13 protein-coding genes are annotated in these 17,889 nt (G+C 35.4%); 6 read left to right on the plus strand and 7 right to left on the minus strand.

All coding sequences use genetic code 11. The features are described 5' to 3' along the window. Positions 1-83: 83 nt before the first annotated feature. The 5 genes from H8R22_RS08985 (at position 84) to H8R22_RS09005 (ending at position 10,591) form a co-directional block, all read left to right on the plus strand. Complete coding sequence (locus tag H8R22_RS08985; protein ID WP_187010104.1) at positions 84-3,296, plus strand: SusC/RagA family TonB-linked outer membrane protein; 3,213 nt, start codon at positions 84-86, stop codon at positions 3,294-3,296. A gap of 4 nt (positions 3,297-3,300) precedes the next feature. Beyond that, positions 3,301-4,791, plus strand: a complete 1,491-nt coding sequence (locus H8R22_RS08990; RefSeq protein WP_187010105.1) for a SusD/RagB family nutrient-binding outer membrane lipoprotein — start codon at positions 3,301-3,303, stop codon at positions 4,789-4,791. A gap of 66 nt (positions 4,792-4,857) precedes the next feature. Continuing rightward, positions 4,858-5,592 carry a 23S rRNA (guanosine(2251)-2'-O)-methyltransferase RlmB gene (gene rlmB / locus H8R22_RS08995; protein WP_187010106.1) on the plus strand — a complete coding sequence of 245 codons (735 nt, stop codon included), beginning with the start codon at positions 4,858-4,860 and terminating at the stop codon, positions 5,590-5,592. Positions 5,593-5,877: 285 nt separating this feature from the next. Next, positions 5,878-8,940, plus strand: coding sequence for a SusC/RagA family TonB-linked outer membrane protein (locus H8R22_RS09000; RefSeq protein WP_187010107.1), 3,063 nt, complete (start codon positions 5,878-5,880; stop codon positions 8,938-8,940). A 16-nt stretch (positions 8,941-8,956) separates the two neighbouring features. Beyond that, positions 8,957-10,591, plus strand: a complete 1,635-nt coding sequence (locus H8R22_RS09005; RefSeq protein WP_187010108.1) for a RagB/SusD family nutrient uptake outer membrane protein — start codon at positions 8,957-8,959, stop codon at positions 10,589-10,591. 156 nt (positions 10,592-10,747) lie between these two features. On the opposite strand, the gene H8R22_RS09010 is transcribed toward H8R22_RS09005, so the two are convergent. Continuing rightward, positions 10,748-11,494 (minus strand): rhomboid family intramembrane serine protease, encoded by a 747-nt coding sequence (locus H8R22_RS09010; RefSeq protein ID WP_187010109.1) that lies wholly within the window; start codon positions 11,492-11,494, stop codon positions 10,748-10,750. Between the two features lie 228 nt (positions 11,495-11,722). Here H8R22_RS09010 and H8R22_RS09015 point away from each other — a divergent pair, with 228 nt between their 5' ends. After that, a complete protein-coding gene (locus H8R22_RS09015; RefSeq protein WP_187010110.1) occupies positions 11,723-13,000 on the plus strand; it encodes a replication-associated recombination protein A in 1,278 nt (425 codons plus the stop codon). A gap of 55 nt (positions 13,001-13,055) precedes the next feature. Here the strand turns inward: H8R22_RS09015 and H8R22_RS09020 are convergent, their stop codons facing one another. From H8R22_RS09020 to H8R22_RS09045, 6 genes are all read right to left on the minus strand, one after another. Continuing rightward, complete coding sequence (locus H8R22_RS09020) at positions 13,056-13,814, minus strand: hypothetical protein (protein ID WP_187010111.1); 759 nt, start codon at positions 13,812-13,814, stop codon at positions 13,056-13,058. Positions 13,815-13,816: 2 nt separating this feature from the next. After that, complete coding sequence (locus H8R22_RS09025) at positions 13,817-14,506, minus strand: YjjG family noncanonical pyrimidine nucleotidase (protein ID WP_187010112.1); 690 nt, start codon at positions 14,504-14,506, stop codon at positions 13,817-13,819. Positions 14,507-14,517: 11 nt separating this feature from the next. Then, positions 14,518-15,210: a RadC family protein gene (radC, locus tag H8R22_RS09030; protein WP_187010113.1), complete on the minus strand. Its 693-nt coding sequence runs from the start codon at positions 15,208-15,210 to the stop codon at positions 14,518-14,520. Positions 15,211-15,265: 55 nt separating this feature from the next. Continuing rightward, positions 15,266-15,724: a GNAT family N-acetyltransferase gene (locus H8R22_RS09035; protein WP_187010179.1), complete on the minus strand. Its 459-nt coding sequence runs from the start codon at positions 15,722-15,724 to the stop codon at positions 15,266-15,268. 8 nt (positions 15,725-15,732) lie between these two features. Beyond that, positions 15,733-17,088: a UDP-N-acetylmuramate--L-alanine ligase gene (locus H8R22_RS09040; protein ID WP_187010114.1), complete on the minus strand. Its 1,356-nt coding sequence runs from the start codon at positions 17,086-17,088 to the stop codon at positions 15,733-15,735. Positions 17,089-17,156: 68 nt separating this feature from the next. Then, positions 17,157-17,870 carry a tetratricopeptide repeat protein gene (locus H8R22_RS09045; RefSeq protein WP_187010115.1) on the minus strand — a complete coding sequence of 238 codons (714 nt, stop codon included), beginning with the start codon at positions 17,868-17,870 and terminating at the stop codon, positions 17,157-17,159. Between the last annotated feature and the right edge of the window lie 19 nt (positions 17,871-17,889).

The following is a 17,889-nucleotide window of genomic DNA, read 5'->3' on the forward strand; positions in this document are numbered from 1 at the left end:
AAAAACTTAAAAATTAACAAACATTATTAGGTTTTTTAACAAATTATTAAGATTTTTGTTTTACTAATTAAAAACATTAAAAAATGAAACTAAAGTTCAATGGAATCTTAGTGCTATTACTAGTACTTGTAGCGCAATTAACATTTGCGCAAGAAAGAACCGTTACTGGTGTTGTTTCTGATGAATCAGGCATGCCAATACCCGGCGTAAGTGTATTATTGAAAGGAACTACTTCAGGAACACAAACTGATTTTGATGGTAAATTTGCTATTAAAGCATCTCCAACACAAGTTTTACTTTTTAGCTATATAGGGCTAAAGACACAGGAAGTAAAAGCTACTTCTTCATTAATAAACATCAAAATGATAAGTAGCGCGTTGGAACTTGAAGGAGTTACTATTAACGTTTTAGGTATTGAAGTTAAGAAAAATGAAGCAGCCTCAGCATTCTCAAAAGTAAAGGGTGATGTACTTACCAATTCAGGTGAAACATCTTTATTAAAAGGATTGTCTGCTAAAGCATCAGGAGTAAGTATTGTCTCTAACTCTGGAGATCCAGGATCAGGAGCTTATGTACAAATTAGAGGTCAAAACTCTATTACAGGCTCTACACAACCTTTATATGTTATAGATGGTATTCCAGTATCTAGCGATGAGATTGGAAGCGGAGTAGATGGTGTAGGTCAACAAAGTAGAATGAATGACATCAACCCTAATGATATCGAATCCGTAAAAGTGCTCAAAGGAGCTTCTGCTGCAGCGTTATGGGGATACAGAGCATCAAATGGGGTGGTTTTAATAACTACTAAAAAAGGAAAAAAAGGAAAAATATCTGTAGACATTAACTCTAGTGTGTCTTTTGACAAAGTTAATATCAAATTCAAAACTCAGGATATCTATGGCCAAGGTACAGGTGGTGTTTGGAGCGGAGCTTCAAACAGAGCAGGTTCGTTTGGGGATAAAATCTCCACAAGGTCAGGTGCTTCCGACGTATTCAATACATCGGGGCAATCTTTTGTTTCTGACAGAGGAAATACAATTTTCCCAATAACAACTAAAAACAGCACTGCTAATTTTAATGATTCAAATTACGATGCAGTGATAAATAACGGGCAATCATTGAATAACCACGTAGCTATAAGTGGTGGTAGCGAAACCACAAGTTTCTACTTAGGATTAGGTAGTAATGTTCAAGAAGGAATTGTCAGAGGGTCTGATTACGAAAGAACGAGTGTTGATTTTACATCTGACTCAAAAATAGGTGATAAACTTTCATTTAAAAGCAAGTTTAGTTACTCTTCAAGCAATTCAAACAGAGTACAGACAGGGTCTAATTTATCAGGATTGTTTTTAGGACTTTACCGTAATCCTGCTGATTTTGACATCACCGACTACAAAGGTACAAGCTTCGTTAATGGAGTTCCTTCGCTAAATAGCCACAGAGCATATAGACAAGCAGTAGGGACCACCGCAGCAGACAGAAATCCTAGCTACAATAACCCTTTGTGGACTACAGACGTTCAAAAAAATCCAAATACAGTTGAAAGATATATTGCAGGATTCGAAATAAAGCAAGAGGTAACAAATTGGATGACACTACTTGGGAGACTTGGATTAGATGGATACTCTGATAAAAGAATCAGTATGTTCCCAATGAATTCATCGGAAAATGGAGGAAATGGATTCGCTACTGAAAGTGTTACCGACTTTAAATCGTACAACGTTGACATTATTGCATTGGGCGATTTACAAATCAATGACGATATAGGATTGAATTACCTTACGGGTATTAACTTTTCATCAAGTGAATACGATCAAAGAGGAGGAACTTATAAAAATTTCTTGATTGACAACAACGCTTTTTCTTACGACAATGCATTAATCCTTGACAAAACAACATTTTTAGACAGAAGATACTCTAAACTCAGTGGAGCTTATTTCTCTACAGCATTTGATTACAAGAACTATTTATATTTAACTGTTGGAGGACGACTAGAAACTTCTTCGACTTATAGCCCTTCCTTAAAGTCTTATTTTTATCCTACTGCAGAGGTAGCGTATAAGTTCACAAATAACATGAGTAGTGAGATATTGACTAACGGTAAATTAAGAGCTACTTTTGGTCAAATCGCGTCTATCCCTAGAGCATATGCAGGAAGCACTTATTTCAATTCTGCAGCAGGCTTAGAGGGTTATGGCCCAGCTTATGACTCAGGAGCTTATAATGGTTCTTTTCAAAGATCAGCAAGTAGAGGAAATCCAAACCTAAAACCAGAAATCAAAACGGAAGTAGAATTTGGAGCAGATTTAGAATTCTTTAATAGAATTACAATTAACGCAACCTTTTACTCAAATGAGACAAAAGATTTACTTGTTGACGTACCTTTAAATGGCTCATCAACATTCGGTAGTCTTTATGGAAATTTCGCTACAATCGAAAATAAAGGATTTGAAATTGAATTTGACGCTAACTTACTATCTTCTAACTCTCCTATCAAATGGAATGTATTTGGTAACTGGAGCAGAAACAGAAATAAAGTAACTGAACTACAAGGAACAGAATCACTATTCCTAGATGGTTTTGCGGGATCATCATCACGTGCAGTTTTAGGACAACCACTAGGAGTCTTGTGGGGTGGTAAATTTGCAACAGATACTAATGGAACACTAATTCTTGACTCAAATGGGTTTCCAACAGTAGCACCAATTGAAGGCGTTATAGGGGATCCTAATCCAAATTGGAGAGGTGCCATTGGAACATCAATTAGTTTCAAAAACGTAACTCTTAGTACCCTTTTCGACGCTTCTATAGGAGGTCAACTTTGGGATGGTACAAATGGAGCTTTAAATAACTTCGGTAAAACCTTAGAATCAGCAAACGAAGTTACACTTACAAGTCCAACTACAAACTACAACGGAGCTGTCATTCCTGCAGGAACTGTAAGAGGTAACTTAAGAGATTTTGGTGCTGGAAACGTATTACTAGATGAATCTTGGTACACACAATTAGGAGGAGGATTTGGACCGGTTAGTGAACAATTCGTAAAATCAGCTTCATGGGTTAAGTGGAGAGAATTAAGCTTATCCTATCTTTTAAAATTTAAAAAAGAGAACATCGGAATTGAGAGCATAACTTTTACCGGGACAGGAAGAAATTTATGGTTATGGACTGAAGACAAAACTTTAGGACAAGATCCTGAAACAAATCTTACAGGAGGATCAAACGGAAGAGGGCTGCAATACTTTAATAGTCCAAACTCTAAGTCTCTAATCTTTAGTGTAAATTTAAAATTCTAAGCAAATGAAAAATATTAATATAAAATTAGTAGCACTCTGTACAGTACTTGCTACAATAGTTGGTTGCACAAGTTATGTGGATGACTTGAATGTTGATCCTGACAATTTACTCGATTCTGATGCAAAAAACCTTTTTCAAGGGGTTTTACTAGCAAATCAATTTTTTCAAACTAGCTCTAACACTAGAGACGTAATGATTTGGTTGAACCAAGCTAATGGAGAAGACAGGCAGTATGTTGCATTAAACAACTGGAACAATTCAGCAGCCTCTTCTTTTGATGATAGCTGGAATAATGCCTATGTTAATACTATAACACAGGCAAAAATCACCTCTTCTAAAGCACTAGTTGAAGGTAGCCCGAGATTAGCAGGAGCCGCACAAGTTATTGAGGCGCATTGTATAGGAACGGTTACTTCTCTTTGGGGAGATGTTCCCTACTCTGAACTAGACATAACAGGAAACAATTTAACACCTAAATTTGATCCTCAAGCATCCGTATACACTAGTATTCAACTTTTACTTGATAAAGCAATCTTAAACCTTCAAAAAACAACTGGACCGGTAATACCTGCGGACAAGGATATATACTACAATGGAGATGCTTCAAAATGGATCAAGCTTGCTTACTCATTGAAAGCTAGATATTATCTGCATACCAAGGAATATCCCCTTGCAAAAGATAATGCAATACTAGGCATAAACAATGCTGAGGATGATTTCAAAGCAAAATTTCAAAATTCTTACCTTCAAAGTTTTAATCCTTTTTATTCTTTCTTGGTTTATGACAGAGATTCGTATATGTCAGGAGATAGCTATGCAGCGCGTCTATTAGATCCGACTGCCACACTATACAGAGGAAATGCTAAAACGAATGAATCTGCACGATTTGCTTTTACGTACTTAGGTGATGATAACGCAGAGTATTTTTCTCCTTATGGGCTAAATATTTATGGTTCTGATTATGCTTTTTCTAATGGGAAATTCGGAAGTGATTCCGCAATACCACTTATTACTTACGGAGAAATGCTTTTAATTATTGCTGAAGTAGATGGAAGAGTTTCTTTCAATACTGGTTTAGCTTCATATAACAATTATAGAGCATTATTGAATACTGGATACTCAATAGGTATAAATAATTCAGGCTATGCTCTTTTTAACTATGACTTAGATGTTGAAGTGGTACAGCCATTTAAATATGAAGCATATATAGCAGATGACTTCCTTGCAGGCGGCATAGAGAATCCTTCGCCAAGTATTTCTCAGCAAAATGCACTATTAAGAGAAATATTTCAAGAAAGATACATCTACTTCATGGGGACTTATGAAACGTTAAACGATTTTGGAAGATCAAATAACATGGCTAACATTCAATTAAAGCCCGGATATGCAGGTACGCCGCAAAGATTACTTTATCCGCAGGTAGAAGTGAATGCCAATCCAAATACACCAAACCCGATACCAAAAATAACGGTAAAAACATCAGTACATAACTAGTTAATATTCGTATCAAAATTAAAACCATCAGTTAACACTGATGGTTTTTTTTTATATCTTTGCGGCATGGAAAAAGAACATCAAATTTTTGGGATTAGAGCTATAATTGAAGCAATCCAAGCAGGAAGCACTGTGGACAAAGTGTACATACAAAAAGAAGCAAGTGGTGAATTAATGAAAGACTTGATGAAAGTCATGAAAAGAGCCAACATTAACTTCTCCTACGTTCCTGTTGAAAAACTAAATCGCCTTACTCCTAATAACCATCAAGGTGCTGTAGCGAGCATCTCTCCTATTTCATTTTTCGACTTAGAAACTTTAATAAATGCGGTAGTTGAAAACGGTAAAAAACCATTATTCTTGGTATTAGACCAAATATCTGATGCAAGAAATTTTGGAGCTATCATAAGAACAGCAGAGTGCACTGGAGTTAATGGTATAATTGTTCAAAAAGCTGGCTCAGCTCCTGTCAATGGCGACACCGTAAAAACTTCTGCCGGAGCAGTATTTAACATTCCTATTTGCAAAGTAGAACATATAAAAGATGCTATTTTTTTACTACAAGCAAGCGGCATCAAAACGGTAGCAGCAACAGAAAAAACAGACCAAAATATTTATGATATTTCCCTTAATGAACCCGTGGCCATCATTATGGGATCTGAAGACCGAGGAGTTAATCCATCTGTTCTAAAAATTGTAGACGAAAAAGCTAAACTTCCTATGTTTGGGACTATAGGATCGCTAAACGTATCAGTAGCCTGTGGAGCTTTTTTGTATGAAGCAGTAAGACAGCGCAATTAGGTTACTAATCATAAAAATTAAAAAAGGGGAAACAATTTAAATATTGCTTCCCCTTTTTTTTGTCGTCATATCTAAAAACGGAGTAATACGGAGCTAAAAAATAACGTACTTACTAGAAAGCACAGAGTATGGCATCTCATTTTAGACAAACTATTAACATCAAAATTATAATATTCACAAAATTACTGACTGATATGAAAAAAATTATTAATAAACAACAGTTCACGCATGATTATATTTAACTTTTAATTAAGATATTTACACCCTAATTTAATTTAACTATCAATGAAACTAAGATTTAAACAAATTTTAGTGCTATTAGTAGCACTGGTAGCGCAATTCACCATCGCGCAAGAAAGGACAGTGAGCGGAACTGTCACCGACAATTCAGGCTTACCGCTTCCGGGAGCAAGTGTCCTTATTAAGGGAACACAAAAAGGAACTCAGACTGATTTTGATGGAAAATACGCTATTAAGGCGTCAGCATCTGACATTCTAGTTTTTAGTTTCGTGGGGACAGAAACACAAGAAGTTAAAGCCACAAATACAGTGGCTAATGTTAAAATGAAGAATTCTTCACAATCACTCGATGAAGTTGTGGTCGTGGGTTATGGAACACAAAAGAAAAAAGATGTAACAGGTTCCATCACATCCATTAAAGGAAGTGCTATTGCTAATTTAGCTACGCCAAGTTTTGAATCTCAACTTGCTGGTAGAGCTGCGGGAGTGCAGGTTACAACTAACTCGGGAGTTTTAGGTCAAGCACCTGTTATTCGTATACGTGGAGTTGGGTCTATCTCTTCTGGAACTTTCCCTTTAGTTGTGGTTGACGGAGTACCTATTTTCACTGGTGATGTAGGAGGATATGCTAATACAAATGCATTAGGAGATATTAATCCTGCTGATATCGAATCAACAGAAGTTTTAAAAGATGGATCAGCAACAGCTATCTACGGATCTAGAGCTGCAAACGGGGTAATTTTAATTACAACAAAAAAAGGTAAAGGTGGTAGATTTACAGCAAACTACAACACCTACATTGGTTCTTTGCAACCAATAAAATTCCTAGATTTACTTAAAACACCGGATTTCATTACAATTTCAAACGAGAAAAGAAGTAACAGAGGGGTTTCAGCATGGGCTAACGGAACTGCATTTGATACGGATTGGCAAAAAGCTGTTCTTAGATCAAGTGCGTTGCAAATAGATCACAACTTATCATTATCTGGATCTACAGATAAAACGAGTTACTACTTCTCGTTAGGTTACAACAATCAAGAAGGTGTTGCATTAGCTAATGAGCAAACGAGATATAATGTAAGAGCTAATGTTGATCAAAAGATCAAACCTTGGTTAACAATAGGAACAAATATTGCCGTTTCTAGAACTACAAACACAGGACTAAATGTAGGTACAAACAGTTTGTCAGGATTGATGTTTAATGCCGCAAGACAATTACCAAACACACCTATTTATGATGCAGCAAATCCAACTGGTTACAACATAAGTGGACCATCTGTTGGACAAGCAGAAAATTTTTCAATAATTGCAAATAACATCCCAAACATTAGATATGTTTTAGACAATAATGTTTTGCGTTCTAAAATAGATAGAACTCTAGCAAGCGTATACGCTAATTTTAGATTATCGAACAGCTTAAACTTTAAGACACAGGCAAGTGTAGATGCAATTGGAACTGAAGGATTTACATACTTAAACCCGATCAATGGAGACGGAGTTGGAGTAGCGGGATTAATTCGTAATGACTTTTCTAATTTAACTCGTTGGAATGTACAAAACGTTTTATCTTACAATAAAACATTTGGAGAATCTCATAACGTTTCAGCAACAGGAATTTACGAAGCACAACAACAAAGAGTAAGTAACTTTTTTGCAGGTGGTAATGGATTATCATCAACTTTCTTTAATCAAAATGTGATATCTGGTTCTTACACTACTCCTATTTCAGGAGGTTCATTGTCAGAAAATGGTATTATATCTTATGCTGCTAGATTAAACTACAACTTTAAAGAGAAATATTTCATACAAGGATCGATTCGTACAGATGGAATTTCTTCATTACCTACAGCAAATAAATGGGGAACTTTCCCAGGGGTATCTGCAGGATGGACTGTAAGCAAAGAATCATTTATGAAAGATATAGAGAATGTAGTATCTGACTTTAAATTGAGAGCTTCGTATGCTGAAGTTGGTAATGTTAACATAGGTAACTACCCTTATCTAGGATTGTACAATAATGCAAAATATGCAGACTACAACGGTATCGCTTACTCTCAAGCACAAAATGCACAGTTAAGATGGGAAACATCTTTAAAGACAGATTACGGAGTTGATTTAAGTTTATTTAATAGTCGCTTAAAATTAACTTATGACTATTTCATAAATAATCAGAATGGCTTAATTTTAGCAGTACCACAACCAATTTCTCTAGGTGTACCAGGAAACTCAATATCTCAAAACATAGGAGCTCTTAAAAACACTGGGCATGAAATATCAGCAGATTTTGATGCTGTTAGAGGAGAAAAATTCACTTGGAATATCAACGCAAATGTATCATTTGTCAAAAGTAAAGTAGTGACATTGGTTAATGGACAAGATATTTTAACTGGAGATAATTTACTTAGAGAAGGTGAATCTCCAAATGCGATTTTTGGATATAATTATTTCGGAGTGAATCCTGCAAACGGAAACCCCGTATATTATAAAAGTGATGGATCTTTAGTTCAAGGAAATATCGATACTCAATCCTACAGGGTTTACAACCCAGCTACTCCAGCTGATATCTCTGTTGCATCATCGTTAACGGCAGCAGATAAAAGTGTATTAGGAAATGTATTACCTACATACTTTGGATCGATTATTAATACAATGAAATATAAAAATTTAGATTTCACATTTATGTTCCGTTTTAGTGGTGGAAACAAAATTTTCAACTCTACAAGAAGAGAAGGTTTAGGACAAAACTTTAACAATAACAGTACTGAAATACTAGGTAGATGGCAAAGTGCTGCAAATCCTGGAGATGGATGGACACCAAGGCTTAGAGATGACAGAGAGACTTTTATTAATATAAATCAAGCTTCAACAAGATTCTTAGAGAATGGTGACTTTATAAAATTAGACAACATAACGCTTGGTTACAGTTTCGCAAGAAACTTTACAGACAAATTAAAAATTGATAAATTTAGATTGTACGTACAAGGTCAAAATCTACTGGTTATTACCAAGTATAAAGGTTTAGATCCAGAGATGGAAATTCTAGGAGTGGATTTAAACGGAACTCCAAGATCGACAATATTTACGATGGGACTTAATGTTAGTTTCTAATTTAAAATTAAAAAAAATGAAAAATAAAAATAAATTCATAAACAAATGGAGTCCAAGATTAATTGCTTCCATTTTTTTAACTACAATACTGCTCACTTCATGTAGTGAAGAAAAAACAATAGAACTTGAGCCTTTTAACAGCATAGCAGAGGGAGTTGCATTTACTACACCTGAGTTAGTACAATTATCAGTAACTGGTATGTACAACGCGGCCGCATTAGGAGACTATAATGGCGGAAATCCCCGAGGCTATATCTTTGGTGCTGCATTCGTGCAACAAGGAGACAATAGAGGTGAAGATGCGCTTAACTTAGCTACTTTTTATCAATTAACCTACACAGGGACTTATGACACTACTACTGCCAACAATACTTATTATTGGGCAGATGGATATCGTTTAATAAACAGAGCCAATATTATTATTGAAGGAGTGACAGCCGCACTACAAGCTGGTACGATTACTCAAGCGGTTGCAAATGATTACCTTGGGCAGGCCAAGTTTTTTAGAGCTATTGCACACCACGAAATCTTAATTCACCATGCTAGACCGTTTCAAGATAATGGAGGTAATAATCCTGGGATTCCTTACAGAGAAATTCCTAATAATACAAAACCCAATATTGATTTAAGCTTGGCGCAAGGTAGAAATACGGTAGCTGAATGTTATACTAAAATTTTAAAAGACCTTGATGATGCGGAAACTTTAACTGCATCTAAAAGCGCTAGAGCGGGTACAGCTAAAATTGAGAGAATAACAAAAGAAGCTGCGATCGCATACAAAACTAGAGTATACTTGCATATGCGCAGATGGGACAAGGTAATCTCAGAAGGAGTTAAACTAAATGGACTGTATGCAATGGAGGCTAGTCCAAATACTCCTTTCTCAAATAACTTAGGCAACTCTGAGTCAATTTTCTCTCTAGCTCAAAGTGCAGTTAACAATCCTGGAGCAAACGGTGCATTAGCAAATATGTATCATCCTCCAGTTCCAGCTGCCACAAATGGTAGAGGTCTAGTAGCCATTAGCCCAATAATTTGGAGAAACTCAAGCTGGTTATCTGATGATAAACGTAGAGAAGAAGGAACTATGGTTGTAACAGGAGTAACTGGTTACTATCCTGGAACTAAATTTACTAAAAAGTATAAAGATGCTGTAAATAAGACTGACGCTTCACCGATTATCAGATATGCTGAAGTAGCATTAAACATGGCTGAAGCATACGCAAGAGAAAATGACATGATTAATGGTTTAGCAAGATTAAATTCAGTGCGTAACCGTTCACTAGCATTACCAGCGACACAAGCTTACACTTTAGCAACATTCGGACTTACAGACAATGTTGCATTATTAAGATCAGTTCTGACTGAAAGAAGAATTGAATTTGTAATGGAGGGACGCAGATGGGCAGATATTAGCAGGTTGCAAAATGACAACCTTGCCCCTATTGTTGGTATACCTGCAAAGGTAGCAAATGGTGGTTTTTCAAGTCTAGCTCTTGCTACACCTGCTTATGCATTAGGAACACCTTACACTGGTGCATTAACTGTTAATGCAATTCCTTATACAGATTTTAAATTTATATGGCCAATACCGATATTAGAAACTAATTCAAACCCAACTTTAAGAGCCCAACAAAATCCTGGCTATTAAATTGATTCGTTAAATAGTATAAAAACCGTCTAAATTAAATTTTAGACGGTTTTTTTTATCTCTATAAGATGAGTTAAATTGTGCCTAATTTTAGCTCAAGAAAATAAATAGGAAGCAAATTCTATCATTACTAAAAAACGAACTAAAGCGTGTGCTCTAGTTCGTTTTTTTATTTTCGATATATTCATAATTAACTGATGTATCACTTGAAAAATAGGCAACTTCATCCTCGTCTTCTACGGGTAAATTGACGAAATTACCATGAACATCAAAACGCTGCATAAAGCGGTCGTGTGTTGCATCATAATTTGGATGCTCCCATTCATACTTATACACCTTCTTATATTCTTCTGTTTTATACATAACAGCTAAGAAGCATCCCGTAATAAAACCTCCTAAATGCCCTTCCCAAGAAATAGCTTCGTCAACTTTTGGAAAAACATACCAAACCATACCTCCATAAATCATAATAACGGTTAGCGATAAGGCTATTAGTCTGAAATATTTAGTGAGCAATCCTTTAAAAAAAATAAAGCTAAACAACACATAAATTAGTCCACTTGCACCAATATGAAAACTAGGCCTACCTATTAACCATGTTATACTTCCTGAAAGTAGTATTCCGAAACCTAATACACCAATGGTTTGCTTAGGATAAAAAAATTGCAATGCTGCCAGTAGAATTAACAGAGGAACCGAATTATTATAAAGATGATCCAAATCACTGTGAATAAAAGGACTAAACAGCACGCCTTGCAAACCATTTAAGGTTCTTGGATAAATTCCGTTTTCTACGAAGTCGTAATCAAATCGTATTTCTAACCAATAAACGAACCATAATAGCAGCACAAAAAAAAGTGGAAGTGCAAGCAGTGCGTTCGTGAATCTAAAATGTTTGTCCATTGCTTTGATTTTGAATAGAAGACTCAATTATTTGACCAAAGCCAAGATAATGCTAATTTGTCAGCTATTGATAATCCCCTACACATGATTAAATATCGTATTCCTTTTTTAGCCCAGATCGAAACGGCATCCTTTAAGGAATTGGCTCGTTTGAAAAAACGAGATAAATCCTTAAAGATATAGTGGAGAGCTGGAATAGCTTCAAATAAAAAAGAGTAATTTTGCACTATGGAAGCACCATTAGCAGAGCGTATACGACCACAAAAACTTACTGATTACATAAGTCAATCCCACTTGGTAGGTCCTAAAGGATCATTGACTAATCAAATAGCAAAGGGAATCATTCCTTCGCTTATATTTTGGGGACCACCAGGAACAGGCAAAACAACTTTAGCACAAATTATTGCACAAGAATCAGAACGTCCGTTTTTTATCCTAAGTGCTATTAACTCTGGTGTAAAGGACATACGAGAGGTAATTGATAAGGCGAAACAAAGTGGTGGCATGTTTACTACTAAAAACCCTATTTTATTTATTGATGAGATTCACCGCTTTAGTAAATCACAACAAGATTCATTACTAGCTGCCGTTGAGAAAGGTTGGATAACTTTGATAGGTGCTACCACAGAGAACCCCAGTTTTGAAGTAATCCCTGCTTTGCTATCAAGGTGTCAAGTTTACGTTTTGAATGCTTTTACAAAAGCAGATTTAGAATCATTATTAGAAAGGGCAATGACAAAAGATTTATACCTACAAAATAAATCTATTGAACTTAGAGAAACAGAGGCTTTGCTACGATTATCAGGTGGAGACGGTCGTAAACTGTTGAATTTATTTGAACTTGTAATCAATGCATCCATTGATGACCAAATTATTATAACAAATGACCGCGTTTTATCGCTAGTACAACAAAATACGGTTTTATATGACAAAAGTGGAGAGCAACATTATGACATTGTTTCCGCATTTATAAAATCGATAAGAGGAAGTGACCCTAATGGAGCGGTTTATTGGTTAGCACGAATGATTGAAGGAGGAGAAGATGTTAAGTTTATTGCACGCAGAATGCTTATTTTGTCGAGTGAGGATATTGGCAATTCAAACCCTACGGCTTTTATTATGGCTAACAATACTTTTCAGGCGGTAGCTACCATAGGATATCCTGAAAGCCGAATTATTCTAAGTCAATGTGCTATCTATTTAGCTACATCACCTAAAAGTAATGCTTCCTACCTAGCGATAGGTACAGCACAGCAATTAGTGAAACAAACAGGTGATTTATCTGTACCTATTCATTTAAGAAACGCACCTACAAAACTCATGAAAGAGCTAGGTTACGGTGAAGAATATAAATACTCACACGATTATCAAAATAATTTTGCTGAGCAGGAATATCTACCCGATGCTTTGAAAGACACCCCAATTTACATACCTGGCAACAATTCGAGAGAAAACACCACAAGAGAGTTCCTTAAAAATCGATGGGGAAACAAATATAATTATTAAACAAAAAGAGCAAGCACTTATGGTACTTGCTCTTTTGCTTTATGACAAATTACTTTTAAAACTTTACATCTACTTTTTCAGACATTAAAGTTTCTCCTTGGTAATATTCAAAAAACCAATCGTTATCCTTTTTATACATTACACCATTTGTATTCCCTTTCTGCGCAAGAAAATAATCTACTTTAGCTGTTTTTTGTATTTTCATTACAACACTTGGTGTACTATCTACTAATTGAAAACCATTTGTAATAGGTTGCGCATAAAGAGCACTCGCACTTGGCACATTGACAACGGTAGTTACTGTATTTACAGCAGACTTTACGTTTTGACCTACTTCTTCGGCTCTTACAATTTCTGATCTAGAACCTGCAGGAGTGGCAGCATTCACTTTTCCGCTGTACTTATATTCTAAAGCAGTTATAGACTCAAACGCTCTATTCAATGCTTCGCTGTACGCAACTTCATAGCTTTTCTCCCTACTCGAACCTAACTCAGATTTATATACAACATTACCGTAACAATCCTTAAAAACAACATATAATTTAGTAGTCAAAAAAGCTTTTTCGTTTATAACATCTAAATCCAAAAATCCGCAACGATCACCTAAACCCATAGGTTTTTCTTCATTGGTATAATAAGCCTCAAAACCTGCCTTATTAAGATTAAATTTAGTCAAGGTAGCCAATCGATATTGATTGTCTGATTTCATAAATTCATATTTTAAGGGAATGATAACCGCTTTATAGTCGTTTATTGACTGCGCTATTCCCAAACCTGATATAAGTAAGGCTATAAATGCTAACTGCTTTTTCATAATTATAGGTATTTTTTTAATTCTAATAAATGATTGACTTGTTTGATATGACCTTCGACTTTAATTTTACTTTCATTAAAAAAAATAGCATCTAAACCAATTTTTAAGGCGCCTTCTACGTCAGCGTCGAGCGAGTCTCCAATCATAACACTTTGGGATTTGCTTGCGTTTGCAGTTTGCAACGCATGTTCAAAGATCAATGGATTTGGTTTTTTAACTCCAGCTGTCTCTGAATTTGTAACCGAAACAAAATAATCTTGTAATTGCGAATTTTTAATTTTCCTGTCCTGCACATCCGCAAAACCGTTTGTAATAATATGTAATTGGTATTTACCTTTTAAATAATCTAAAATCTCAAAGGCTCCCTCAAAGAGATGGTTATTATCTGGTAATAAATCAATATAATCTTGAGCAAGAACAGCAATTTGCTCGTCTGCTATTTTATAATCAATCGCATCAAAAGAATGCTTTAGCCTATTATAGCGCAACTCTTCGTGCGTAATCTTATCATATTGATACAGTTGCCAACACGCTTGATTTATTGGAATGTATTTCTCGATAAAATTATTGACACTCACCTTTGGGTGGCTGACTGCAAATATTTTTGCAAATGTCAATTCAGAATTTTTTTCGAAATCCCAAAGCGTATGGTCTAGATCAAAAAATATGTCTGTAATATTTTCAATTTTCATAAATAAATATTTTAAAAAACACCTTCGTCTACAAAACTAAAGTAATTCGTCTCAGCAATGATTAAATGGTCTAATACTTTTATTTCCAGGCTATCACCCGCTATTTTTAACTTTTTGGTAATATGCTTATCAGCATCGCTTGGAACCAGCGTTCCTGAAGGATGGTTATGGCATAAAATTAAGCTAGTAGCACCAATTTCAAGTGCAGACTTAAACACAATTCTGACATCTACAAGCGTTCCAGTAATTCCACCTTTACTCAATTGTGATTTGGAAAGGATTTTATTTGAATTGTTAAGGTAGATAATCCAAAACTCCTCATGTGGTAGCTCTCCTATTATAGGTTGCATAATTTCAAATATCACTTTACTCGAGGTTACCTTTGTTAGTTCAACTGCATCTTCGGTTCTCCTGCGTCTTCCTAATTCCATCGCTGCAATTATCGAAATGGCCTTTGCTTCTCCGATACCTTTAAATAACATTAATTGCCCAATCGATAATTTCCCTAAAGCATTTAAGTTATTATCTACACTTTTCAAAATCCTTTTACTTAGCTCTACTGCTGACTCACTCCTACTTCCTGAACCAATTAAAATAGCGATTAACTCAGCATCACTAAGTACGGATTTGCCTTTTAGCATAAGCTTTTCTCTGGGCTTATCATCTTCGGACCAATTTGTAATCGGAAAATTAGTGTGTTCCACTGGTATAGATTTAAATTAACAAGAAAGCGATTTTAATCATTCAACTACAATTATTTTAAAGACTTTTTCTCATGCAAATACTGTTTTTCAAACCTTCGTAAGGCGCATAATTCTCTATGGCAACATAACCCGCTTTTAGATACATACCAATAGCAGCTTCCTGTCTATACAACGTTTCGAGTACTGAAACCTTAAAACCAAGAGTCATCGCCCAAGCCTCTAACTCATGTAACATCATTTGAGCTAGCCCTTTCCCTCGAGTATCAGGAGTAACAAACATACGTTTTATTTCAATTGTATTGGTATCGTATTTCTTAAAGCAAGAACACGCAACAGGAGTATGATCCCAATAGACTACAATCACATTTGGATTAAATTCGATAATATTATTTTGCCAATAATTAGATTGCAGCTCAGGATACGTTTCCCACAAGCTTTTGTCTAAAGCTTTTACTAATCCAATGAAATCTTCATTTTCATTGGTCGTCCTTACAATTTTGATTTGCTCTTCCACTACCAAAATTACCCGATTATTTTTTTAACTTCATCAAAATTGAGTCCGCCGTAATTACCTGAACTCATTAGCAACAAAGCCGAATTATCTAAATTTTTACTCAATAAATAATCTTTAAATTCAGCGGGATTGGTATAAATAACTAAATCCTTTCTATTAAAAGCAGTCGCTATCTGATCATAGGTGACTTCTTCTAGTTGTTTAATTTTCACTGCATCAGGTGAATAAAACACCACTGCTTCGTCAGCAAAATCTAACGCTCCTTCATATTCCTTCAAAAACTCGGCATTCAGACTACTGTACGTATGCAGCTCTAAACATGCTACAACTGTTCTATCTGGATATTGCTCTTTTACCGCTTTTGTTGTTGCTGCTACTTTACTAGGAGAATGTGCAAAGTCTTTGTAAGCTACTGCAGTTTTAGATTCAGCAATTTTCTCTAATCTTTTAGACGCCCCCTTAAAACTTGCAATTGCTTCGTAAAATTCAGCTTCATCAACACCCATATTTTGACATATCCATTTGGCTCCAGCCAGATTATTCAAATTATGCGCCCCAAAAACTTCGATAGGCATATCACCCTCCGGGGTTTCTAATAAAGTAACTCCGTTTTCTACTCTATATTCTGGTGTACAATACGGTAATTTTCTTATTGGATTAGTCGCAGCCTCGGCCACAAGTTTTACTTCAGTATCATTTTCGTTGTAAACTAAAATACCACCGTTAACTATTTTGCCTATAAAAATTTCAAATTGTTCAACATAGTTTTCATAGGTTGGGAAAACATTAATATGATCCCAAGCGATTCCAGAAATCAAAGCAATATTGGGCTGATATAAATGAAATTTAGGTCTGCGATCAATTGGTGACGACAAGTATTCATCTCCTTCTAAAACTATAAAGTCATTCTCCTCCGTTAGGTGCACCATGGTATCAAATCCTTCCAGTTGGGCACCTACCATATAATCGACTGCGATATCGTGGTAATGCATAACATGTAAAATCATCGAAGTGATAGTTGTTTTGCCATGAGAACCACCTATAACTACTCTGGTTTTTGTTTTAGACTGTTCATATAAAAACTCAGGATAGGAATAAATTTTAAGCCCTAATTCTTGCGCTTTTAGCAATTCTGGATTATCTGCCTTAGCATGCATGCCTAGGATTACAGCTTCAATATCAGACGTTATTTTTTCCGGATACCATCCTAATGCAGGTGGCATAATTCCTTTTTTTTCTAAACGAGACTTTGAAGGCTCAAAAATAGAATCATCGCTACCGCTAACCTGATATCCTTTGTTGTGTAGTGCCAATGCTAGGTTGTGCATCGCACTCCCACCAATGGCTATAAAATGAGTTTTCATATGTAATCTATGTTATAAGTCTTTAGGTTTAAAGATAATGGAATAATCAATCTAATTTATACGTCTTTCTAAATGCTTTTTTTTCCAGCTGAACTACTACTCTTGTACTGCATCATCGTTTCTGAAGCTTTCTCAGGACTATTCATCTTGTTTTTATACAAATCAGCTAATTTTTGATAACTTGTCTTTGAATTACCTACCGCTATGGCTTTTTTGTAATATTGCTCTGCCTTAGTATATCTTTTAAAATATTCTTCGATATGTCCTCTAGACAAATTACCATCTACCGGAGACAATCGCATCAATTCAGATGAATATCTAATTGCTTTAGACTCACTACCTCCTACTATACCGGGAAGTTTCAAATACAATTCAATCAAAGCCCATCTAGCTTCAATATGTTTCGGATCCAATTTAATCGCTTTTTCAAAAGAGCCCTTAACCTCGTCAATCATTCCTAAGGCTTTAAATTTATTAACGTCCAACGCCTTCATGCCTAAAGCTCCTCCATATTTATAAAAGTAATCTGCCTCATTTGGTCGAGCTGTTTTTAGCATGCCATAAAACCCTAAGGCCTCGTCCCACGATTTATTAATCCCGGCGATATCACCTAAATACTCTACTGCTTTTAGATTTGATGGTTCTGCTTTTACTATCGATTTAAAAACAACTTCAGCCTGATCTGTTTTACCTTCATCAAACAAACGCTGTCCTTTCTCAAGGTTATTTTGTGACATAGCAAGTATAGGTAGTACTAAAAATAGAATTAAAAAATATTTCATAGTTCAAAAATAAGTAAAT

The organism is Flavobacterium kayseriense (assembly GCF_014305095.1).
Classification (GTDB): domain Bacteria; phylum Bacteroidota; class Bacteroidia; order Flavobacteriales; family Flavobacteriaceae; genus Flavobacterium; species Flavobacterium kayseriense.